The sequence below is a fragment of the Pseudomonas sp. rhizo25 genome, assembly GCF_031931935.1.
GTDB classification, from domain to species: Bacteria; Pseudomonadota; Gammaproteobacteria; order Pseudomonadales; family Pseudomonadaceae; genus Aquipseudomonas; species Aquipseudomonas synxantha.
Map to the genome: position 1 here is coordinate 595,330 of NZ_JAUJXA010000003.1, position 22,366 is coordinate 617,695.

Consider the following 22,366-nt stretch of genomic DNA (forward strand, 5'->3'; position numbering starts at 1 on the left):
CCATCGGTTGGAGAATGACATGGCAAAGCCCCTGAGCGAGTACAACCGCAAACGCGATTTTGAGATCACCGCCGAACCGGCCGGCAGTTCACCAGCCACAAAGCGCAAAACCTCGGCCCTGAGTTTTGTAATCCAGAAGCATGATGCGCGCAATCTGCACTATGACTTTCGCTTGGAGCTCGACGGTGTGCTGTTGAGCTGGGCCGTGCCCAAGGGCCCGAGCCTGGATCCGACCCAGAAGCGCCTGGCGGTGCATGTCGAGGACCATCCCCTGAGCTACGGCAGTTTCGAGGGCAGCATTCCCGCCGGCCAATACGGCGCCGGGGATGTAATCGTGTGGGACCGTGGCTTATGGCAACCCCATGATGATCCGCACAAGGCCTACGCAGCCGGCAAACTCAAGTTCACTCTGGTTGGTGAGAAACTCTCGGGGGACTGGGCCCTGGTGCGCACCCGGCTCAAAGGCAGCGGCGACAAGGAGCAATGGTTGCTGATCAAGGAAAAAGACCAGCAGGCCCGCCCGGCGGCCGACTACGATATCGTCCGGGCCCAGCCCGACAGTGTGCTCAGCGACGCCTCGGTGGGCAAAGTCAAGGCCGCCAGCAAAACCAGGAAAGCTGCAAAACCCAAGAAAGCAACCTCCGCCCTTCCAGACCAGTTCTCCCCGCAACTGGCAACCCTGGTCGACCGCGCCCCTGCTGGCGACTGGCTGTACGAGATCAAATTCGACGGCTACCGCATGCTGGCACGTATCCGCGACGGTGAGGTGCGCCTGTTTACCCGCAACGGCAACGATTGGACCGAGCGCTTGCCCCGCCAGGTGAAAGCGTTGGAGGCGCTCAAGCTCAAGGACAGTTGGCTGGACGGTGAAGTCGTCAGTCTCAACGCCGACGGTCTGCCGGATTTCCAGGCGCTGCAGAATGCCTTCGATATTGGCCGCAGCCTGGATATCGTCTATTACCTGTTCGATGCGCCCTTCCTCGATGGGCAAGACCTGCGCAACGTGGCGGTAGAAGAACGCCGGGCCGCCCTCAAGTCGGCGCTTTCCGGCAGCCGTAGCAAGCTGCTGCGCTTCTCCGAAGCTTTCGCCGCCAACCAGCGCGATATCTTCGAAAGTGCCTGTGACCTGGCCCTCGAAGGTGTGATCGGCAAGCGCGCCGGCAGCCTCTACGTATCAAGCCGCAGCGCCGACTGGATCAAGCTCAAATGCCGCTTGCGCCAGGAGTTCGTGATTGTCGGCTACACCCGCCCGCAAGGTTCGCGCAGTGGGTTTGGCGCACTGTTGCTGGCGGTCAACGACGACAACGGGCTGGTTTACGCCGGGCGTGTAGGCACCGGCTTTGATCAGGCGGCGCTGAAGAGCATCTACGCCAAACTCACCGCCCTTGAACGCAAAACCTCGCCACTGGAAAAGCCACTGACCAGCGCTCAGGCCCGAGGCGTGCATTGGGTTGAGCCGACGCTGGTGGGCGAAGTGCAATTTACTGAGTGGACCCGTGAGGGTGTGGTGCGCCAGGCGGCGTTTCTCGGTTTACGCACGGATAAGCCCGCCGCACAGATCATCCATGAACAACCACGCACGGCAAAATTCCTGGAGAAGCCCAAGAAGCCCAAGGCAAAAACCACCGAGAGTGGGGTGAAAGTCACCCACCCCGAGCGCGTCATCGACACACAAAGCGGCACGCAGAAACAGCAACTGGCACAGTTCTATGCCGGCATCAGCCAATGGATCTTGCCATTCCTGCGCAGCCGGCCCGTGTCGCTGCTCAGGGCACCAGAAGGCATTGAGGGCGAACAGTTCTTTCAGAAGCACTCCGAGCGCATGGCCATTCCCCACATCAAGCAACTTGACCAGGCGCTGGACCCTGGCCACGCGCGCCTGATGGAAATCGACAGCCAGGACGCGTTGGTCGGCGCTGTGCAAATGGGCACCGTCGAGTTGCATACCTGGGGCGCCACGACGGACAAGATTGAAACCCCCGACCTGTTCGTGCTGGACCTCGACCCGGATCCGGCCTTGCCGTGGAAAGCCATGCTGGAGGCGGCACAGTTGACCTTGTCGGTACTCGATGAACTGGGTTTGCAAGCCTTCGTCAAGACCAGCGGCGGCAAAGGCCTGCACCTGATTGTGCCGCTGGCCCGGCGCGATGGCTGGGACACCGTGAAAGCATTCGCCAAGGCAATGGCCCAGTTCATGACCCAGCAGCTGCCGGAGCGTTTCACCGCCACCAGCGGCCCAAAAAACCGCGTGGGCAAGATCTTTATCGATTACCTGCGCAACGCCCGCGGCGCCAGTACCGTGGCAGCTTATTCCGTGCGGGCGCGGCCGGGCTTGCCGGTGTCGGTGCCGGTCAGTCGGGATGAATTGAAAGACTTGCGTGGCGCCCAGCAGTGGACGGTGGCGAACCTGCACGAGCGGCTGCAGGGTCTGAAGGAGGATGCGTGGGCCGGCTACGCCAATCGACAGAAGATCAGCAAAAAGATGTGGGACAGGCTGGGCGCGAAGCCACCGCAGTGATTCGCGCCCTACCAAGTTCAGATAAGAATGAAGATCAGCGCCAAGCCGGCAAAGATCGCCCATTTTTCCAGGTAGTAACGTGTGCGGTTACGCTTCTTGAGTTCTTTGCCGCGCAGGCGGATCTTGTACAGGCGGGTAAAGGCACGGTTCAGGCCACCGGTCTTGTCACCCTCGTCATTGGGCGAACCCGCCGCCGCCATCACGTTGCGACTGAACCAGCGGTTGAACGCCGCCGCCCAGCGGTATTTCATCGGGCGTTCGATATCGCAGAACAGGATGATGCGGTTCTGCGCGGTGGTATTTTCCGCATAGTGGATGTAGGTCTCATCGAACATCACCGGCTCGCCGTCGCGCCAGTAATAACTCTCGCCATCCACATTGATGTAGCAGCCCGGGTCGTTGGGCGTATCCAGCCCCAAGTGGTAGCGATAGGAGCCTGCGTACGGGTCACGGTGGCGCACCAGCTTGGAGCCTGGCGGCAGCTCGGCGAACATGGCGGCCTTGATCGAGCCGATGCTTTGCACCAACTCGGTGGTGCGTGGGCATAGCTTCATCGCCGAGGGGTGGCTGTCGCCGTACCACTTGAGATAGAAGCGTTTCCAGCCCGACTTGAAGAACGAGTTGAAACCCACGTCGTTGTACTGGTCCGAACGCTTGATCTCCCCTGCCCTCATCAGGTTCTGGCCTTCCTGGCGGATTTGCTCCCAATGTTCCTGCAAAGGGCTCAGCTCCGGAAAGTCGCTGGGTGAGAGATAGGGGCGGCTTGGCTGCTTGGAGAACAGGTACAGAAAGCAGTTGACCGGCGCCAGGAACGTCGAGTGATCGCTAAGCTGGCGCCCCAGCTTGTGCCGCACCCGGCCGCGCAGGTGTACATACGCAATGGAGGCAACGTAGAGAGCAACAATGATGAGTTTCAAGGGATTCGTCACAAGTCAGGGAGAGAACAGGCTGCACCTGCGGGCCCACAACGGCCGAGGATGATAAGCAGCACCTGAAATCACAATTCACATACAGGCGGCACGACCGGTCGGGCAACCCCTCGGCGTGGAACCACTGGCCGTTATTTAGCCACACTTTGTAACCAAAGGTTAACTAAGAATTGTGAAAACCTGTCCACTGATTGTGCTGGGGGTATGAGCAGGCGGGCCTTTGCGCCCGCCTGTTTCTGGGCAGTCACAATTACAAGGACTCGTCTTTACCCTCGCGACGGGCAAAACTGCTATCACCCAATGCCGTATAAGGTAACGCCTGGCTACGGCTACGGATGAAGTAGCGGATCAGCGCGATCATCAGGCCAAGCAGCATGCCACCGACCAGACTCAAGGCGATCACCAGCGGTTTTTTCGGCTTGACCGGCGATAAAGGTTCCTGGGCACGGCGGTCGATCGTCACCAGCTTCAGATTGCTCATGTCAATGTTCAAGCCGCGCAACCTGGCGACTTCAGCGCGAAGCGGCTCTACGTCCTGCAGGAAGATGTCTTCATTGCCCCGCTTGCGCAACACCTCGACCTCGCGGTTGCTTTCCAGCAGTTGCAACTCCTTGCCGATCTCGGCAATGCGCGGGTTGGTGAAATCATCGCTGGTACGCTGTTGCAATGCGGCGCGTTCGGCCTCCAATGCTTCAGTGCCCATGAAATACAGCGGGATCTTCTGATTGTTCACCTCGGTGCGCATGACCTGGCCCGAACTGCGCGTGGCGTCGGCCATGGAGGACGGCGTGGTCGGTGTGCGGATACCCATGGACTTGGCAATGCTGATGGCTTCCGCCAGCTCGGCCAGGCGATTGGTGCGCTCCATCTTCATCTGCAGGCGCAGCGCGCTGAGTTCGTCCTGTAGCTGGGCGCGCTTGAGACGGTCAGCCTCAAGCAGCTTGGCAATCTTGGACTCCTTGTCGGTATCGTAGTTGGAGCGGGCGGCGTCGATCTTGCCCTTGAGCTCGGTCAAGCGGTTATTGACGATGACCTTGAGATCGGCACCGACTTGCTGGCGTTCCGCGGCAATGGCGTAGTCCACAAAACCGTTGAGGATCGCGACGCCATCGACGTCGGCCGGGTATTGCAGCTCCAGGCGGATATAGTTGCTCAGCGAATCGGATTTCTTCGGGTCGGGCAGGATCAGATTGACGGAATTGCGGTTGAACTCCTCAAAGCTCTGCTCAAGGCTTTGTCCCGGTTTTTTGAACGCCTTGAACAACTCTTCATGGTCCTTGAAGAAGCCTAGACGGGCCTCGTAGGAATCCAACTGGGCGCCTACCTTCAGCAACGCATCAGCGGGAGGCAACTTATAAACTTCCGAACGGTTCAAGGCATCCAGTTCGTTGATTGCCGCAGGTCGCAGCACACTGCTGACTTCATACGTCTTGGGCGCCAGGAAGGCATACCCCGCACCTAATACACCTGCCAAAAGCGTACAACCGATGACGAGCTTCTTTTGCCGCCAAATGGCGTGAAACAGTTCAAACAGATCAATTTCATCAGACGCTGCGGAAGGCGGGAGTGGGGAAGTTCGATTCAAAATAAGAACACCTTAAAATAATACTAAAAGGCCATCATTCTCAGAAGTCCGAATGACTTCAAAAATCAGGGACAACGCCCTGGCTGCGGCGGACCAATGGCGATCTGACCACTTAGTCCGCTGAAATATCCCACAGCTTGGAGGATTATTTCGGTTTTATATCGATGAGTAGTCCAAATGAAACAGCCATGTCGGACTAACCTCAATACCATCGTAGTCAATACAACATGAAAATGCTGTCAAATACCTGTCTTATAAAGAAAAAAATCAGCGTCCCCGCTTTGTGGCCTCACCCTCGGTACAATTGAATACGTCTTGGATCATCAATAAGGAATTTGCATGTCACCTCTGTCAACCGCTGACTTTCACGCTCTTCAAGGTGCCTGGGAACAAACGGCCCTCGAAGACGGTGGCGTACTCAACCCCGACGACGCTCACAGTGCGCCGGGTGCTATCACGACTATCAACGCAGACCGCTTCGAAGTTGTTACGGTAACCGGCGATATATTGCTGGCTGGCCGGTTTGCGCTGGACGCCGATACCGCGCCCAAGAGCATCACTTGGATTGACGCCATCGGCGATGATGCAGGCAAGCGGTTACCCGCCAGTTACCGGCTCGAAGGCGACGATTTTGTATTTATTGCCGCGGACGAAGGCATGCCCAGGCCAACGGTATTCAGCACCGGCCCTGGGCAAACCATGCGCACCTTCGTGCGGCGGCGGTAATCGACGCGTTTATCCGATTCGATCACGGTATTTTCACGAGACCTTCACTTTCCGCCCGTTAGAGTCGGGCCTACCTACTCCAGTGAATCACTTGGCCCGCCTCTCCTCGCGGGCTTTTTTTTGCGTGAGCCAAACGCTGTCATTCGACCGGCTTGGTGGCCGTGAGGGTAAAGCACAGGGGCAATTGCGCTGCCTGATGTTCATATTGATCGTAGAGTTCTTCCCGATTGGAGTGCGGGTATTCCCGCAAATGACCAATCTGCATGTGCGCAGCGATTGCCCCGCTGACCACGTTGCCCAGGGTGTGCACATACCAATAGGATGTCGGTCCGGCCAGTTCGCCCTGCCCTTCATAGACAATGGATTCCTGCAGCACAAAAGGCTCACGCTGGAAGTAAGAGCTGGCAGGCAGCAACGGGTTGGCCGCCCGCGGGTCGAACACCTCAAGGAAGGGATGGGTTTCGTACATCACCAGCGTGCCGCCAGGTCTCAGCACACGGGCGACATGCTGCATGAACAACGCCACATCCGGCATCCAGCCCAGTACACCAATGGTCACCAGGGCGATATCGAATTGCGCGTGCAAGCGCTCCGGCAAAGCGTGGATGTCACTCTCTATGAACTCGGGGCTATGGGGCGAGACTGCAGCCAGTTCCCGCGCCTGCCCAAGAAACGCCCCGGATTGGTCGATCCCCACCACCGAACGCGCGCCCAGGCTATACAACGACAGGCTTTCGCGCCCGTTGTTACAACCCAGTTGCACCACATCCTTGCCCGCCACACCGACCTCTTGCAGCACCGCGGTAATGGTGGGATCAAGGCAGGAGAAATCAGGCTTGGCGACCTGGCCCAGTAGCGTCGACCAGGTCGCGGTGTCTTTGTGCAGCCGGGCAGACTCATCCCAGGCGTTCTTGTTGCTGGCAATCGCCTCTTGCGCTGAGGGCATGTCCATTGCTTCTCCAGAAAGTCAGTACCGCGGGCTTGGGAAAGTAAGACAAATACCTGCAGGATGAAACCCTCGGCTTCGGCGAAACTTATCGTCGAGCTTGCAGGTCATTACCCCAACGTGTGTTCGGCCCCCGGACGCCGCTCTCGAAGAACGCACCGTGGCCCCTCCCTCAGACCTGCGCATTGCCTTATCCCTGGACAGCCTGAACTTCTTCCTCGCGGATGTGCGCGACGGTCTCGGGCCGTACTTGGCGATTTACCTGCTGGCGGTCCATAAATGGGACCCCGCCAGTATCGGCGTGGTCATGACCCTGGCTGGCATCGCCGCGTTGATCACCCAGGGCCCGGCGGGGGCGTTGATCGACCGAACGCGCAGCAAGCGTGCAGTGATTGCCATCGCCGCGCTGCTGGTGACCGCCAGTTGCCTGCTGCTGCCCTTCGTCAGTTCATTTGGCTGGGTGGCGCTGACCCAAGCCGCCAGCGCCGTAGCCGCCTCTGTATTTGCCCCGGCCATTTGCGCCATCTCCCTTGGCATCACCGGCCCCCGTGCCTTTACATCACGCACCGGGCGCAACGAAACCTTTAACCACGCAGGCAACGCCGTGGCCGCATTGCTGGCCGGAGGCCTGGCGTATCTGTATGGGCCAGTGGTGGTGTTCTACCTGATGGCGTTTATGGCAGTGGCCAGTGTCATCGCCGTGAGTTGCGTGCCGGCCAAGGCGATTGATCATGAGGTAGCCCGCGGCTTCGACCCCGCCCATCACAACGACCATGAGCAGCCCTCGGGCCTGAAAGTCCTGCTGGCCAACCGCCCGCTGCTGCTGTTCGCCGTCTGCTGCGCGCTGTTTCACCTTGCCAATGCCGCGATGCTGCCACTGGTCAGCCAGAAGTTGGCGCAGATCAACCTGCAGATGGCGACACCGCTGACCTCAGCCTGCATCGTCGCTGCGCAGTTGGTGATGGTGCCGATGGCCTGGCTGGTAGGGCTCAAGGCCGATGTATGGGGGCGCAAGCCACTGTTACTGGCTGGCTTTTTGATCCTGCCGCTGCGCGGCTTGCTCTATACCCTGTCCAGCGACCCCTATTGGCTGGTAGCAGTGCAAATGCTCGATGGCATCGGTGCCGGTATTTTCGGCGCGCTGTTCCCTGTCATCGTCAAGGACCTGACCCAAGGCACCGGGCGCTTCAACGTCAGCCTGGGCGCCCTCTCCACCGTGTTCGGCCTGGGCGCGGCGCTGAGCAACAGCCTGGCCGGTTTCGTAGTGCAGCAGGCTGGCTACAACGCGGCTTTCCTGACGCTGGCCGGCGTGGCAGGCATTGCGTTGCTGCTGTTATGGCTGGCCGTGCCGGAGACGTTGGCGAAACCATCCTTCGCTCGCCATACAACTGTTGCCTGACATATGCGACAATGCGCGCCAAATTCCAACACACATCCAAAATTTTTCGCTCAGCGACCGGGTTTCGCGCCTTGATGTCGCTGTTGACGCATGCCTGAAGGCACCTGCCGTCACGCTCGCAACCCATTGATAGGTAAAGTAATTGATCTCCACAGCTAACATCACCATGCAGTTCGGCGCCAAGCCGCTCTTCGAGAACGTCTCGGTCAAGTTCGGCGCCGGCAACCGCTATGGCTTGATTGGTGCCAACGGTTGCGGCAAGTCGACCTTCATGAAAATCCTCGGCGGCGACCTTGACCCGTCCGGCGGCCAGGTCATGCTGGAGCCGAATGTGCGCCTGGGTAAACTGCGCCAGGACCAGTTCGCCTATGAAGAATTCACCGTGCTCGACACCGTGATCATGGGCCACGAGGAGCTGTGGAAGGTCAAGGCCGAGCGCGACCGTATCTACTCGCTGCCGGAAATGAGCGAAGACGACGGCATGGCCGTGGCCGAGCTGGAAACCGAGTTCGCCGAGATGGACGGCTACACCGCCGAATCCCGCGCCGGCGAGCTGTTGCTGGGCCTGGGCATTCCCCTGGAACAGCACTTCGGCCCGATGAGCGAAGTATCCCCTGGCTGGAAACTGCGCGTATTGCTGGCCCAGGCGTTGTTTTCCGACCCGGAAGTGCTGCTGCTCGACGAACCGACCAACCACCTGGACATCAACACCATCCGCTGGCTGGAAAACATCCTGACCCAGCGCTCCAGCCTGATGATCATCATCTCTCACGACCGTCACTTCCTGAACAGCGTGTGCACCCACATGGCTGACCTGGACTACGGTGAGTTGCGCCTGTTCCCGGGCAACTACGACGAGTACATGACCGTGGCGACCCAGTCCCGCGAGCAACTGCTGTCGGACAACGCCAAGAAGAAAGCGCAGATCTCCGAACTGCAATCCTTCGTCAGCCGCTTCTCGGCCAACGCCTCGAAAGCCAAGCAGGCGACCTCCCGTGCCAAGGCGATCGACAAGATCCAGTTGGCCGAAGTCAAGCCTTCAAGCCGCGTCAGCCCGTTCATCCGTTTCGAACAGACCAAGAAGCTGCACCGCCAGGCGGTGATCGTCGAGCGTATGGCTAAAGGCTTTGACGGCAAGCCGCTGTTCAAGGACTTCAGCTTCCAGGTTGAAGCCGGCGAGCGCGTGGCGATCATCGGCCCGAACGGCATCGGCAAGACCACCCTGCTGCGTACCCTGGTCAACGAACTGACCCCGGATGCCGGCAGCATCAAGTGGACCGACGCTGCAGAACTGGGCTACTACGCTCAGGATCACGCGAGTGACTTCGAAAACGACATGAGCCTGTTCGACTGGATGGGCCAGTGGACCCAGGGCGAGCAAGTGATCCGCGGCACCCTGGGGCGCATGCTGTTCTCCAACGACGAGATCCTCAAGTCGGTCAAGGTGATCTCCGGTGGCGAGCAAGGCCGCATGCTGTTCGGCAAGCTGATCCTGCAAAAGCCAAACGTGCTGATCATGGACGAACCGACCAACCACTTGGACATGGAATCCATCGAGGCGCTGAACCTGGCGCTGGAGAACTACCCGGGCACGCTGATCTTCGTCAGCCATGACCGTGAGTTCGTATCGTCCCTGGCCACCCGCATCATCGAGTTGAGCCCGAGCGGCGTGATCGACTTCAGCGGCACCTATGACGACTACCTGCGTAGCCAGGGCGTGGTGTTCTAAGAACAGCGCTTGGCTGCAAGAAAAAAGCAGGTCCAAATGTGGGAGGGGGCAAGCCCCCCCCGCATTTGATAGCGGGTTATGCCATCATGGCCGTACCGCCCGCCAGCGAACGAGTGCCATGTCTGCCTCCCCCTCCTCCCTGTCGATCACCCTGCAGATCGTCTCCATCGTCTTCTATACCTTCATCGCCTTTATCTGCATCGGCCTGCCGATTGCGGTGATTCCAGGCTATGTGCATGAACAACTGGGTTTCAGCGCGGTAGTGGCCGGTATCGCCATTGGCTCGCAATACCTGGCCACGCTGCTCAGCCGCCCGATGGCCGGGCGGATGTCGGATAACGTCGGCACCAAGCGCGCGATTGTGCTGGGTTTGGCCGGCATCCTGATCAGTGGTGTGCTGACCTTTATCGCCACGCTGCTGGAAAGCCTGCCGAGCTTGAGCCTGGGGATTCTGATCGTCGGCCGTTTGTTGTTGGGCGTGGCCCAGGGCCTGATCGGCGTGGGCACCATCAGTTGGTGCATGGGCGCGGTAGGCGTCGAACATACCGCGCGTTCGATTTCCTGGAATGGTATCGCCTCCTACGGCGCCATTGCCATTGGTGCGCCATTAGGCGTGGTGATGGTCGCGGAATATGGCTACATCAGCCTCGGTATTGCGCTGTCAGTGCTGGCGGCGTTGGGCCTGGTGCTGATCCGCAATAAGCCTTCAGTGCCCGTGGTGCGCGGTGAGCGGCTGCCGTTCTGGGCGGTGTTCGGGCGAATCGCACCGTTCGGCACCAGCCTGTGCCTGGCCTCGATCGGCTATGGCACGCTGACAACCTTTATCACTCTGTATTACCTCAATCGTGGCTGGACCGGTGCGGCGTACTGCCTGACGGTATTTGGCGTGTGTTTTATCCTGTCGCGCCTGGTGTTTATCTCCGCCATCAGCCGCTTTGGCGGGTTCACCGCCGCCATCGGCTGCATGCTCATCGAAACCCTGGGCCTGACCCTGTTGTGGCTGGCGCCGTCCACCGGCGCGGCCTTGATCGGCGCCGGCCTGACTGGCTTTGGCTTGTCGCTGGTGTACCCGGCGCTGGGGGTGGAGGCCATCAAGCAGGTGCCGGACAGCAGCCGCGGTGCGGGGTTGAGTGCCTATGCGGTATTTTTCGACCTGGCCCTGGCGATTGCCGGACCGCTGATGGGCGCCGTGGCGTTGAACCTCGGCTACGGCTGGATCTTTTTCTGCGCGGCCTTGCTGTCGGTCAGTGCACTCGCCCTCACCGTACTGCTCAGGCGCCGCGCCTACTGATCAGCGGTCTGCAAGCCGGCGCGGGTCACCTCGCCGAGGGTATGGCTGAAAAAGCGCCCGGCCTCGGAGACCATGTCGCGATGGATACCTTCCCGGTCAACCCCATCGGCATCGGTGCAGATCGCCGGCATCGTCGCCAGTTGATTACTGTCACACGGCGCCATGAACACAAAGTGCCCTGCCCCGGCCAACAGCTTGAAATCCGGCGGCTGCGGCAGCTTACGCGCCAGGGCGGCGGCGTTCTTGTCCACCGCCACCAACTGGTCGCCGTCGCCACTGTAGAGCAGCACCGGCACGTGCACGTCCGCCAGGGTATGGCGACCAAACATCAGGCTCAGCGGCGCCATCAGCATCAGGGCATGGATACGCGGGTCGGCCTGGGGCTGCAAGTCATCGCGGTCGACCACCAGCTCGCCGTTGGTGGTGCAGGCATCGCGGTCCTCGGGGCGTTGCTGGCAGTAGCGGCGCAGGCGCTCGAAATCAGGCTTGGCGCCCGCGAGGATCAGCGCCGTTTCGCCACCGGCTGAATAGCCGATGACGCCGATCTGATCAATATCGACGAAAGGCGACAGCATCGGGTCGGCCAGCGCGGCGGTAATGGCCTGGGAAATCTGGATCGGCCGGCCATACAGGTTGCTCACGGTGCCCAGGCGGCTGTGGTCCTTGTAGTTGTCGCCAGGGTGCAGCACTGCCACCACCACAAACCCCTTGCGTGCCAGGGAAGTAGCCAGGTCGTGCAAGGCCAAAGGCGTCCCGGTATTGCCATGGGACAGCATCAGCATCGGGAAACGGCCGATGGCGACCTTGGAATCTTCGCTGGCGGCGACCTGATACGCGCCCAGTGGCGTGGTGTGCTCGGCCTCGGTGGAAGGGTAAAACGCAATGGCTTTCATCGGCTGCGAATCCAGCGGGTCGAGCACACTCATGCGATGAAAGCCCACACTCCAATGGGGGTGCGGTGCCGGGGCGGCATGCACTGAAAACAGGCCGCCGAGCAGGGAGAGAGCCAAAACAGCACAAAGACGCATCATGGGGACGTCCACCTTTGCTGCGCAAAAACCGGCATGGCGAATAAAAGCCCAGGGTATTGGAGCAATGGTTGCATAACCTGGGCCATAAACAAAAAAACTCCGTACTCCGCTCGCGTTCAGGCGATCAGAATACAGAGTTTAGGCGCCCGGCCTCAGAATGAAACCGGGAAAGATGCTATTTACAAAAGCCTTACGCAGCTGCGAACAACTGCTGGTTGATCCGCGCGTTGGCATCGCTCAACGCTTTGCTGCGAGCTTCATCACCGTAGGCCAGGCCTTCGGCGCGAACGATTTCGATATTGGTGATGCCGAAAAAGCCGAATAGCAGCTTCAAGTAGCCTTCATGGGCGGCGCCCGAGGCCTGGTCCGCATGCAAGCCTCCAGTGGTGGAGACGATGATGACTTTCTTGTTGCCGCACAGGCCTTCCGGGCCGGCTTCGGTGTAGCGGAAGGTCTGGCCGGCGACCGCGATACGATCGATCCAGGCTTTCAACTGGGTAGGAATGGTGAAGTTGTACATCGGCGCACCCACGACCACGGCATCGGCAGCCAGGAATTCAGCCAGCGACGTTGCACTCAGTTCAGCCTCGTGTTTTTGCGCCGCATCGCGCAGTTCTTCGGCCGTACCCAATGCGCCCAGGGTGGCACCGGAGAAGTGGTTGATGCCTTCGCTGGCCAGGTCACGGTAAGTCACTTCCACGCCCGGTTCAGCCGCTTGCCACGCCTTGACCACACCGGCGCTGAGCTGGCGGGAAGCGGAGTTGTCGCCGAGGATGCTGGAATCGATATGCAGTAGTTTCATGGTGGATCTCCGAGGTGGGATCGACAGTGGCGATCAGATGGTGGTGATGCTACGCATGAAACCAATGGTCGATAAGCTAGCTAAAATGCGATAGTTTGTCCCACTGACAGGACAATAGGCCCAGCATGCAAGACCTCAACGACCTCTACTATTTCGCCAAAGTCGTCGAAGCCGGCGGTTTCGCTGCGGCCGGGCGGCTACTCGGGATTCCCAAATCCAGGCTGTCACGGCGCATCGCCGAATTAGAAGAACGCCTGGGCGCCCGCCTGTTGCAACGCACTACCCGGCAACTGACGCTGACCGCCGTCGGCGAGCGCTACTTGCGCCATTGCCAGGCCATGTTGCTGGAAGCGGAGATGGCCGATGAGGCCGTGGCGAGCATGTCCAGCGAGCCCCGTGGGCGCCTGCGGGTCAGTTGCCCGGTGGGCCTGGCCCAACACATCCTGCCGGAACTGGTGGCCGGGTTTCTTGCCGCGCATCCGTTGGTGCAGTTGGATATGACCCTGGTCAACCGCCGCGTCGACCTGGTGGCCGAAGGCATCGATGTGGCTCTGCGCGTACGCGAACTGGGCGATGAAGACCCGCTGCTGGTGACCAAGCGCCTGCGCCAGGCCCAGACCGTACTGGTCGCCAGCCCCGCGCTGATGCGTGAGCGGCAGGTACATACCCTCGACGACCTCAGGCAACTGCCCGTACTTGGTGCACTTGAGGCGGATCGCATGGTGCACCAGCGCATCCTCGACCCTCAGGGCAACCCCTACGACCTGGTGATGGAGGCCCGGCTGGGCATCGAAGACTTTATCGTGCGCAAGGCCAGCGCCATCATGGGTCTGGGCTTCACGGTGCTGCCGATGATGTATTGCGAGGAAGAACTGGCCAGTGGCCGCCTGGTGCAATTGCTGCCGCAATGGTCATTGCCGGGTGGCTGGTTGCAAGCCGTGTACCCGCATCGACGTGGTGTGCTGCCAGCCATCCGCGCCTGGATCGACTACCTGGAAGAAGGCTTCAAAGGCTGTGGAGACCGTTTGCTATGAGCCTGAGCGAAGCACAAGTCGCCGCGTTCTGCCTGGGCCTGCCTGGTGCGCGGGAAGACTACAAATGGGGCGGCGTGCGCGTGTTCTCGATTGCCGGCAACAAGATGTTCGCCCTGCAGAACCTGCGTGGTGAATCGCTGGCGTTCAAAGTGGACAAGGACCTGTTCCTGGGCCACGTCGACCGCCCGGGCATCCACCCGGCGCCTTATCTGGCCCGAGCACAGTGGATCATCATGAACACGCCCTACCCGCTGGGCGCCGACGAGCTGCGCGGCCTGTTGCAGCGCTCCCACCAATTGGTGGTGAGCAAGCTGCCCAAGCGCACCCAGGTCGGGCTCAGGCTAGATGGCTGACTGGGCGACGACACATGGTGTGAACGGCAGCGCCCGCTCAATGACGCGCGCCGCTGCTAACGCCAGGTGCTCGTGCCACGGCCGAGCGACGATCTGCACGCCCAACGGCAGGCCCCCGGCATCCGTTCCCGCACGCACCACTACACAGGGCCAGCCGACCAGGCTGTAGGGCAACGTATGGTTGAACAGCCCTGGCCGAAGCTCTTCCAGGCGTGGCGCCGCGGCGGCGTCGACCGGGCACAGGATAAGGTCGTAGCTCGCCATGAATTCCAGCATGGCACTGCGAAACCGGTCCCAGTCTGATAACAACTGGACGGACTGCGCGCCCGTTCCCGCGCTCATCGACCAATAACGCTCGGTTATACCGCGAGCGCTACTCAGTACCGAGGGAAAAGCCGTGTGAACCAACGCGCCTGCGCTTTCCAGGTGACCGGCGACAGCCTGCAGCATGGCCTCGGTGATCGAGTCAACGGGCTCAATGCCGCCGTCGCTGTACCACGCGATCTTCAAGCCGCTGACGCCGTGAACGGGCGCATCGTGCAGGGGCATTGGAATTACCCCTGAATCGCGCCCATCCTCACCAGCAATCACCCGGAGCACCAGCGCCAAGTCGTCCACATGCCGGGCCATCGGGCCGATCTGGCTGCGCGGGTCGCTCAAACCGCCTGGGTGATCAAAAACGCCGGTATTAGGAACTCGGCCGCTGGTGGGCTTCAACGTGCAGATACCACAAAAATGCGCAGGCACTCGCAGGCTGCCGCCGGAATCACTGCCCAGCCCCAAGGGTGAGAGGCCTGCGGCAATCGCCGCCGCTTCGCCACCGCTGCTGCCGCCAGGGCCATGGGAGAGCGCATGGGGATTGCGCGTCGCGCCGTAGACAGGGTTGTCGGTCACCCCACCGCCACCACCCGGCGGGCAGTTACTCTTACCCAGCAGAATGCCACCGGCGGCCTTCATGCGTGTGACCACCACGGCGTCCTGCTTCGGCAAATAGTCAGCCCGATCAGTCAGGCCCACTGCCGATATCACGCCCTGGGTATCGAACACATCCTTAACGGTAAATGGCACGCCATGCAGCGGGCCCCGGCAGTTGCCTTGAGCCAGTGCACGATCCGCCGACCAGGCATCGGCCAGCGCCGCCTGCGTGCGCACTTGCACCAGGGCGTTAATCGGTGGATTGAGCGCTTCAATGCGGGCGAGATAGGCCGACACAACAGCCGTGGAGGTGAGCTTGCGTTGCCGGATCAGCGTCGCAAGCTCAGTCGCCGAGTGGCGTAGCAATGAATCAGAGCATGACATTCTTATTATTCCAATGCGTGCCAGTGCGTTGAGCAGGTCCCTACAAAATCGACAACAGCGTACCGCCCAGCACTAGCTGATCCAACCAGAACACCTGGTGCAACAGCACGATGACCCAGAACAGCACCTGATAGGACACCTTGCGCGTCTTGTGCCGGAACACCTGCTGGGCGATCAACGCACCCGGCCAACCGCCTGCCAGCTCGACGGCATGCAGGATGTTTTCCGGGGTGCGCCAGCCTTCGGTCTGCGCCTTGCGCTTGTCGCTCCAGTACAGGAAAAACGCCACCACGCTGACCACGCCATATGCCGCTAACGGGATCACCGTCTCACCGCGATACCACAGCAAAGCCGAGCCCAACAGCGGCGCGGCGCACAGCAGCACAAAAATAAATGCTTTCAGGCGTGGGTGCTGGATGCTCATGGCTTGACCGCTGTCCAGTCGATCCAGCCGAACTGCCAGGTCGCCAGGATCACCAGGCCGAAGGCGATCCGATACCAGGCAAACGCTGCGTAGCTGTGGCTGGCGATGAATTTGAGCAATGCCTTGACCGCGATCATCGCGAAAATGAACGAGGTGACGAAGCCAATGGCGAACACCGGCAGGTCGGCCGGCTGGAACAGGTCACGGTACTTGTAGCCCGAGTACACCGCCGCACCGACCATGGTCGGCATGGCCAGGAAGAACGAAAACTCGGTGGCGGTCTTGCGCGACAGGCCAAACAGCAGGCCGCCGATAATCGTCGCACCGGAGCGCGAAGTACCCGGGATCATAGCCAGGCACTGGGCCAGGCCGACCTTGAGGGCGTCTTTCCAGGTAATGTCATCCACGGTTTCAGCGCGCACCGCGTGCTGGCGGCGCTCGGCCCACAGCATGATCACGCCCCCCAACACCAGGGCGGTGGCGACGGTGATCGGGTTGAACAGGTAGTGCTTGATCAGGTCGGCAAAAATCACCCCCAATACCACCGCCGGCAACACGGCAATGATCAGGTTGACGGTGAAGCGCCGGGCCTTGGGCTGGGTCGGCAGGCCGATGACCACGTCGAGGATCTTGCGGCGAAACTCCCAGACCACCGCGAGGATCGCACCGAGCTGGATGATGATATTGAAGGCTTCGAAACGTTCGCCGCCGAAATTGATCAGGTCGGCGACGATGATCTGGTGGCCGGTGCTGGAGATCGGCAGGAACTCCGTCAGCCCCTCGACGATGCCGAGAATCAATGCCTGTATGGCGGTCCAAAAATCCATGCTGTCTCCAAAGGTCACGCGCGGGGCATGCCTCTTAAGTTTTTTTAAAGTTCACTGACGACGAGCGCACTCAAGCGCCCGCGGTTGATTCTCAACGCCGGTCTGCAAAAATTCCGTGAAAAATCAGGCAGTACTCAGGTTTTCCGATTCCGGGCCGAAAGCCTATCAGACACGCCGGAAATCTCGAAGCAGCACCACAATTATAAAGAGCATGGAGTGACAGGACGATGAACAGTTTGCGCAGCATGTCGATCAGCCGCCGCCTTTGGCTGATCCTGATAGTCGCCGTGTTGATGCTGTTGGCCTTGGGGCTGCTGATGCTCAACCAGATCCGTGGCGACCTTTACCAGGCCAAGCGCCAACAGACCCAGCATGTGGTGCAGACCGCCAGCGGCGTGCTCAGCTATTACCAGAACCTGGAAAAGACCGGCGTACTGACCCGTGATGCCGCGCAGCAGCAAGCCCTCAGCGCAGTGCGCGGGCTGCGCTATGACCACGATGATTACTTCTGGATCAACGACCTCACCCCCGTGATGATCATGCACGCGGCCAACCCCAAGCTCGATGGCCAGAACCTCTCGGCGATTCGCGACCCGGACGGCTTTGCCGTATTCAACGAGTTCGTGAGCCTGGCCAAGGCCAAGGGCGCCGGTATCGTCAACTACCGCTGGCCGAAGCCTGGGGCCGAAGCACCGGTGGAGAAAACTTCGTATATCCAGCTGTTCGAACCCTGGGGCTGGATTATCGGCTCCGGCGTCTATGTGGATGATGTGCAGGCCGAATTCAACGCTCAGGTGTGGAAAGCCTCGTTCATCGTGCTGGGCATCGTGCTGGTCATGGGGCTGCTGGTATCACTGATTGCCCGCAGTATCGTGCAGCCGTTGCAGGCGGCGGTGAACGCCATGGGCAATATCGCCAGCGGCGAAAGCGACCTGACCCGCAGCCTCGACACCCACGGCAGCGACGAGCTCACCCAACTGGCCCGGCATTTCAACAGCTTCACCGCCAAGTTGCGCCAGGTGGTCGGCCAATTGCAGGTATGCGCGACCGCCCTGGGCCAGTCGTCCACGGAGCTGGGCCACAACGCCAGCCAGGCCCACGACCGCAGCCAGCAGCAATCGCAGCAGATGGAGCTGGTGGCTACTGCTATCAATGAAGTCACCTACGGCGTGCAGGACGTGGCGAAGAATGCCGAACATGCCGCCAGCGAAATGCGCGATGCCCAAGCCCAGGCGCAACAGGGCCAGGTCAACATCGACGGCAGTTTGCAACAGATCGATCAGCTCTCCAGCACCATCAGCCAGGCCGTAGAGGTGATTCGCACGCTCTCCAGCGAAAGCACTCAGATCGGCGGCGTCCTGGAAGTGATCCGCTCCATCGCCGACCAGACCAACCTGCTCGCCCTCAATGCCGCCATTGAAGCCGCCCGCGCCGGCGAACAGGGTCGTGGGTTTGCGGTGGTCGCCGATGAAGTGCGCCTGCTGGCCCAGCGCACGCAGAAATCCACCGCCGAAATCCAGGCAATGATCGAGCGCTTGCAAGGTCACTCGGAAGCGGCGGTCAAGGTCATCAGCGACAGCCACAGCGCCTCGCAACTGACCATCGAGCAGGCCGGCCAGGCGGGGGCCAGCCTTACCGCCATCGGCCAGGCGCTGCACAACCTCAACGGTTTGAACGCCTCGATTGCCAGCGCCACCCTGCAACAGGCCCATGTGGTCGAAGATATCAACCAGAACGTCACCCAGGCCGCAGGGTTGTCCCACAGCACGGCGCTGGCGGCGGAACAATCCAGCGTGGCGAGTGGGCAGTTGCGTGGGCTGAGTGAGCAGCTTGATGGGTTGCTGCGCCAATTCCGAATCTAGCGCCGGCAACTGTGGGAGGGGCGGTGCGATGTATGCCCATTGCACGCAAGTTTGAAGATCGCTGGCCTCTAGGTACAATCACCGCCCTCTCCCACTTCCCAAGGATCCACCATGTCCGGGCTTGAACTGTTCGCCGCCGCCCTGGGGGTGATCGCTGTCTGGCTGACGGTCAAGCAGAACCCCTGGTGCTGGCCCATCGGCCTGGTGATGGTGCTGCTCTACACCTGGGTATTCTTCGAGGTAAAACTCTACTCCGACATGCTGCTGCAGGTGGTCTACGCCGCATTGCAAGTCTATGGCTGGTGGCAGTGGACCCGCGCCGGCGAGGTCAGGCAGGGTCGCCAGGTCACCCGCCTGGGGGTACCTGCGATCATGACCAGCCTGGCCGTGGGCACCGTTGGCAGCCTGTTGCTCGGCGCCGCCATGGCCCACTGGACCGACGCCGCACAGCCATGGCTCGACGCGGCCCTTACCGGTTTCAGCCTGGTGGCGCAAATGTGGATGGCGCAAAAACGCCTGCAGTGCTGGCCGTTGTGGATTGTGGTGGATGTAATATTCGTCGGGCTCTTCCTCTACAAAGGCCTCTACCTCACCGCCGCGCTCTACGCGTTGTTCACCGCCATCGCTGTGCAAGGCTGGCGTGAATGGCGCGCCGACCCGGCGTTACAGCCATGAAGGTGGTAGTGCTGGCAGGCCCGGAATCCAGCGGTAAAAGTTGGCTGGCTGCCGAGTTGCACGCACACTTCGGCGGGCTGATGGTCGGCGAGTACGTGCGATATTTCATCGATCACCATCAGCGTGACACCTGCCTGGCGGATATCCCGGCGATTGCCCGTGGGCAGCTGGAATGGGAAGACGCTGCCCGCGCCGAACGCCCTGGCCTGCTGGTGCTCGACACGCACCTGCTGGCCAACAAACTGTGGAGCCAGACCCTGTTCGGCGACTACCCCGGCTGGCTCGACAGCGAACTGCTGGCCCGGCATTACGACCTGCACCTGCTGCTCTCTCCCGAGGATGTGCAATGGTGCGCCGACGGCCAGCGCTGCCAGCCGGAGCTTGAAGACCGCCGCGCGTTTTTTCAGGCGAGCCTGGACTGGATGCAGCAGCATCGACAGCCGGTGCTGGTGATTCGCGGAAGCTGGCAAGACCGCCGCACGGCGGCATTCGCTGCAGTAGAGCGACTGCTCGCCCAACCCGCATAGCAACGCACCGCCACCTGCACCGACCGTCGGGTCAACGCAGTCCATCGCTGTGACCGCCAGTCAACCTTTCAAAGGAGACTGGCCTATGAATATGCGCATCGTTGCCCGCCTGATCAATTTGCCCGAGAACCGTGGCGTTCGCGTCGAAACGGCGGCGCACCCGCTGTTACTGGTACGCAGTGGAGGCCAGGTACGCGCCTTCCAGGCCGATTGCCCCCATGCCGGTGCGCCACTGGAAGAAGGGGTTATCTGCCAAGGCCGCATCGTCTGCCCCTGGCACAAGGCAACCTTTGCCGTGGCCAATGGGGCGGTGCTCGAACCGCCAGCCTTAGTGGCGCTCAAGCAATATCCGGTGCAGGTTCGCGATGGTGTGGTCAGTGTCGGTGACGCGCCAGTTGACCCTGCACCCACGGTCGTGGTCGATGACTCGCGTTGCTTCGCGGTGATCGGCGCGGGAGCGGCCGGTACCGCAGCGGTCGCCACCTTGCGCCGCGAGGGTTTTACTGGGCGCCTGCTGTGGATCGACCGCGAATCGGCGCCGGCCTACGACCGCACCGCCTTGAGCAAATTCGTGATCGCAGGGCAAATGGCGCCGCAGGATACGCCACCCTTGCTGGAAGACGCGCCCTTCGACACCCTCGGTATCCAGGGTGAGGTGCAGCGTCTGGATGCCGCTGCCAAACGCATCGAACTGGCCGACGGCCGCCACTTCGACTACGACGCTGCGCTGCTTGCCACCGGCGGCCAGCCGCAGTCACTGGATATTCCCGGCACCGTGCTGAGCAACGTATTCGTGCTACGCAGCCGCGAAGATGCCGCACGCATCGACGCGGCCGCAGAGTCGGCAGCCTGCGCAGTGATCATCGGCGACAGCTTCATCGGCCTGGAAGCCGCATCGGCCCTGCGCCAGCGCGGCCTGGTGGTGCAAGTGGTCAGCCGCCATGACGTTCCACTTGCCGCGCAATTGGGCCGACGCATCGGCGCCGCCCTGCGACAGTTGCATGAAGACAATGGCGTGATCTTCCACAGCAATACCGAGCCGGTGAGCCTGGACGGCCACGGCGCGGTCGGTACGGTACTGCTGAAAAACGGTAAACGACTGGCTGCCGATCTGGTGGTGATCGGTGTCGGCGTAACGCCTGCCACGGGTTTTATCGAGGGTGTCAGTAAAGCCGAGGACCAGTCGCTGCTGGCCGATCACCACCTGCAAGCCGCCCCTGGGTTATGGGCTGCCGGCGATAACCTGACCTTCCCTTGGAACCATCAGTCAACACGCATCGAACACTGGCGCCTGGCCCAGCAGTTGGGGGTGCTGGCGGCACGCAACATGCTCGGCGCCGCCCAGGCCTACGCCGACGTGCCCTTCTTCTGGACCTACCACTTCGGCAAGACCTTCGAGGTACTCGGCCATGGACAGCACTGGAACCGCCTGCACATCGAAGGCGACTTGCAGCAACACCACTTCATCGCCCTGCTCTGTCATGACGATCAGGTGCAAGCCGTGGTCGCCTGCGAGTACCCGCAGGCGATGGCACGCCTGTCCCAGCGTATGCAGCATCCGCTGAACAAGGCCGAGGCCCTTGGATTGATTCGCGAAGGTTAGCGCTTTTTGCGCGTACCCAGCTGAATCCAGGTCGGCGCGTGGTCGCTGGCGTGGGCTTCATTGCGGACCCAGGCATCGACGCCGGCGTCTTTCAAGTACGGCTTGAGCGCGGGGTTGAGCAACAGGTGGTCGATACGCAGGCCGGAGTTTTTCTGCCAGTGCTGGCGGAAGTAATCCCAGAAGGTGTAGACACGTTCTTCGGGATACAGGTGGCGCAAGGAATCGGTCCAGCCCTGCTCCAGCAATCGCTGGTAGCAGGCACGGCTCTCGGGCTGCAACAAGGCATCCTTGAGCCAGGACCGCGGGTTGTAGATGTCCAGGTCGGTGGGCACCACATTGAAATCCCCCGCCAGCAACACTGGATGCTCACTGGCTTGCAGGGCCTTGGCATAGTCGATCAGGCGCTCGAACCAGGCCAGTTTGTAGTCGAATTTCGGACCCGGTTGCGGGTTGCCATTGGGCAGGTAGAGGCAGCCGACCAACACGCCATGCACTGCCGCTTCGATATAGCGGCTCTGGGTGTCGCTGTCATCGCCGGGCAAACCACGCCGGCTTTCCAAGGGCTGCGCATCCCGCGCCAGGATCGCCACGCCATTCCACGACGCCTGGCCCAGGCAGATCGCGCCGTAGCCGGCGGTTTCAAACTCGGCATAGGGGAACAGGCTTTGCGGCGCCTTGAGTTCCTGCAGGCAGACGATGTCCGGTTGCTCGCGCTGCAGCCAGTGCAACAGGTTAGGCAGGCGCGCGCGGATACCGTTGATGTTGAAGGTGGCGATTTTCAGCGCTTTCATCAGGTTGGATCCTCT

20 protein-coding genes are annotated in these 22,366 nt (G+C 61.1%); 11 read left to right on the forward strand and 9 right to left on the reverse strand.

Features of this window, described 5'->3' with window-relative positions; translation table 11 throughout:
• The first annotated feature begins 19 nt into the window (after positions 1-19).
• Complete coding sequence (gene ligD / locus QZR30_RS09680; protein ID WP_311903245.1) at positions 20-2,518, forward strand: DNA ligase D; 2,499 nt, start codon at positions 20-22, stop codon at positions 2,516-2,518.
• Between the two features lie 17 nt (positions 2,519-2,535).
• On the opposite strand, the gene lpxO is transcribed toward ligD, so the two are convergent.
• Positions 2,536-3,435: a lipid A hydroxylase LpxO gene (gene lpxO / locus QZR30_RS09685; RefSeq protein ID WP_059397409.1), complete on the reverse strand. Its 900-nt coding sequence runs from the start codon at positions 3,433-3,435 to the stop codon at positions 2,536-2,538.
• Between the two features lie 262 nt (positions 3,436-3,697).
• On the reverse strand, positions 3,698-5,032 hold the full coding sequence (locus tag QZR30_RS09690) for an LPS O-antigen chain length determinant protein WzzB (protein WP_046068015.1): 1,335 nt from the start codon (positions 5,030-5,032) through the stop codon (positions 3,698-3,700).
• A 339-nt stretch (positions 5,033-5,371) separates the two neighbouring features.
• Here QZR30_RS09690 and QZR30_RS09695 point away from each other — a divergent pair, with 339 nt between their 5' ends.
• Entirely contained in the window at positions 5,372-5,758 is a 387-nt protein-coding gene (locus tag QZR30_RS09695; RefSeq protein WP_046068014.1) for a TIGR03067 domain-containing protein, read from the forward strand.
• A gap of 139 nt (positions 5,759-5,897) precedes the next feature.
• Here the strand turns inward: QZR30_RS09695 and QZR30_RS09700 are convergent, their stop codons facing one another.
• Positions 5,898-6,710: a class I SAM-dependent methyltransferase gene (locus tag QZR30_RS09700; protein WP_046068013.1), complete on the reverse strand. Its 813-nt coding sequence runs from the start codon at positions 6,708-6,710 to the stop codon at positions 5,898-5,900.
• Between the two features lie 154 nt (positions 6,711-6,864).
• On the opposite strand from QZR30_RS09700, the gene QZR30_RS09705 reads away from it, so the two are divergent.
• The 3 genes from QZR30_RS09705 to QZR30_RS09715 all read left to right on the forward strand — a co-directional run bounded on the left by QZR30_RS09705 (position 6,865) and on the right by QZR30_RS09715 (position 11,123).
• A complete protein-coding gene (locus QZR30_RS09705) occupies positions 6,865-8,103 on the forward strand; it encodes an MFS transporter (RefSeq protein WP_274354696.1) in 1,239 nt (412 codons plus the stop codon).
• Positions 8,104-8,245: 142 nt separating this feature from the next.
• The gene (locus QZR30_RS09710) at positions 8,246-9,832 is read left to right on the forward strand and encodes an ABC-F family ATPase (RefSeq protein ID WP_080944606.1); all 1,587 of its coding nucleotides are present in this window, start codon (positions 8,246-8,248) and stop codon (positions 9,830-9,832) included.
• Between the two features lie 118 nt (positions 9,833-9,950).
• Positions 9,951-11,123, forward strand: a complete 1,173-nt coding sequence (locus QZR30_RS09715) for an MFS transporter (RefSeq protein ID WP_046068010.1) — start codon at positions 9,951-9,953, stop codon at positions 11,121-11,123.
• Here the strand turns inward: QZR30_RS09715 and QZR30_RS09720 are convergent.
• Positions 11,117-12,154 carry an alpha/beta hydrolase family protein gene (locus QZR30_RS09720; protein ID WP_046068009.1) on the reverse strand — a complete coding sequence of 346 codons (1,038 nt, stop codon included), beginning with the start codon at positions 12,152-12,154 and terminating at the stop codon, positions 11,117-11,119. The two genes, QZR30_RS09715 and QZR30_RS09720, sit on opposite strands and share 7 nt — an antisense overlap.
• Before the next feature lie 190 nt (positions 12,155-12,344).
• Complete coding sequence (locus QZR30_RS09725; protein WP_046068008.1) at positions 12,345-12,956, reverse strand: FMN-dependent NADH-azoreductase; 612 nt, start codon at positions 12,954-12,956, stop codon at positions 12,345-12,347.
• Positions 12,957-13,081: 125 nt separating this feature from the next.
• Between QZR30_RS09725 and QZR30_RS09730 the strand changes: the two genes are divergently transcribed.
• Positions 13,082-13,990: a LysR substrate-binding domain-containing protein gene (locus QZR30_RS09730; RefSeq protein ID WP_056845880.1), complete on the forward strand. Its 909-nt coding sequence runs from the start codon at positions 13,082-13,084 to the stop codon at positions 13,988-13,990.
• The gene (locus tag QZR30_RS09735) at positions 13,987-14,343 is read left to right on the forward strand and encodes an MmcQ/YjbR family DNA-binding protein (RefSeq protein WP_046068006.1); all 357 of its coding nucleotides are present in this window, start codon (positions 13,987-13,989) and stop codon (positions 14,341-14,343) included. The genes QZR30_RS09730 and QZR30_RS09735 overlap by 4 nt, the downstream gene beginning before the upstream one ends.
• Here the strand turns inward: QZR30_RS09735 and QZR30_RS09740 are convergent.
• Genes QZR30_RS09740 through QZR30_RS09750 form a run of 3 tightly spaced genes read right to left on the reverse strand, consistent with a single transcriptional unit; the run spans position 14,332 to position 16,893 of the window.
• The gene (locus tag QZR30_RS09740; protein ID WP_059397412.1) at positions 14,332-15,642 is read right to left on the reverse strand and encodes an amidase; all 1,311 of its coding nucleotides are present in this window, start codon (positions 15,640-15,642) and stop codon (positions 14,332-14,334) included. The two genes, QZR30_RS09735 and QZR30_RS09740, sit on opposite strands and share 12 nt — an antisense overlap.
• Positions 15,643-15,682: 40 nt before the next feature.
• Entirely contained in the window at positions 15,683-16,066 is a 384-nt protein-coding gene (locus QZR30_RS09745; protein ID WP_274358452.1) for a DUF1294 domain-containing protein, read from the reverse strand.
• Positions 16,063-16,893 (reverse strand): undecaprenyl-diphosphate phosphatase, encoded by an 831-nt coding sequence (locus QZR30_RS09750; protein WP_274358451.1) that lies wholly within the window; start codon positions 16,891-16,893, stop codon positions 16,063-16,065. The genes QZR30_RS09745 and QZR30_RS09750 overlap by 4 nt, the downstream gene beginning before the upstream one ends.
• A 227-nt stretch (positions 16,894-17,120) precedes the next feature.
• Between QZR30_RS09750 and QZR30_RS09755 the strand changes: the two genes are divergently transcribed.
• The 4 genes from QZR30_RS09755 (at position 17,121) to QZR30_RS09770 (ending at position 21,560) form a co-directional block, all read left to right on the forward strand.
• Positions 17,121-18,755 carry a methyl-accepting chemotaxis protein gene (locus QZR30_RS09755; protein ID WP_056845878.1) on the forward strand — a complete coding sequence of 545 codons (1,635 nt, stop codon included), beginning with the start codon at positions 17,121-17,123 and terminating at the stop codon, positions 18,753-18,755.
• A gap of 111 nt (positions 18,756-18,866) precedes the next feature.
• Positions 18,867-19,430: a nicotinamide riboside transporter PnuC gene (gene pnuC / locus QZR30_RS09760; RefSeq protein ID WP_043049860.1), complete on the forward strand. Its 564-nt coding sequence runs from the start codon at positions 18,867-18,869 to the stop codon at positions 19,428-19,430.
• On the forward strand, positions 19,427-19,957 hold the full coding sequence (locus tag QZR30_RS09765) for an AAA family ATPase (RefSeq protein ID WP_198719496.1): 531 nt from the start codon (positions 19,427-19,429) through the stop codon (positions 19,955-19,957). The genes pnuC and QZR30_RS09765 overlap by 4 nt, the downstream gene beginning before the upstream one ends.
• An 85-nt stretch (positions 19,958-20,042) precedes the next feature.
• Positions 20,043-21,560, forward strand: coding sequence for an FAD-dependent oxidoreductase (locus QZR30_RS09770; protein WP_311903247.1), 1,518 nt, complete (start codon positions 20,043-20,045; stop codon positions 21,558-21,560).
• Here QZR30_RS09770 and xth read toward each other — a convergent pair.
• On the reverse strand, positions 21,557-22,351 hold the full coding sequence (gene xth, locus QZR30_RS09775) for an exodeoxyribonuclease III (protein WP_311903248.1): 795 nt from the start codon (positions 22,349-22,351) through the stop codon (positions 21,557-21,559). The genes QZR30_RS09770 and xth overlap by 4 nt on opposite strands.
• Between the last annotated feature and the right edge of the window lie 15 nt (positions 22,352-22,366).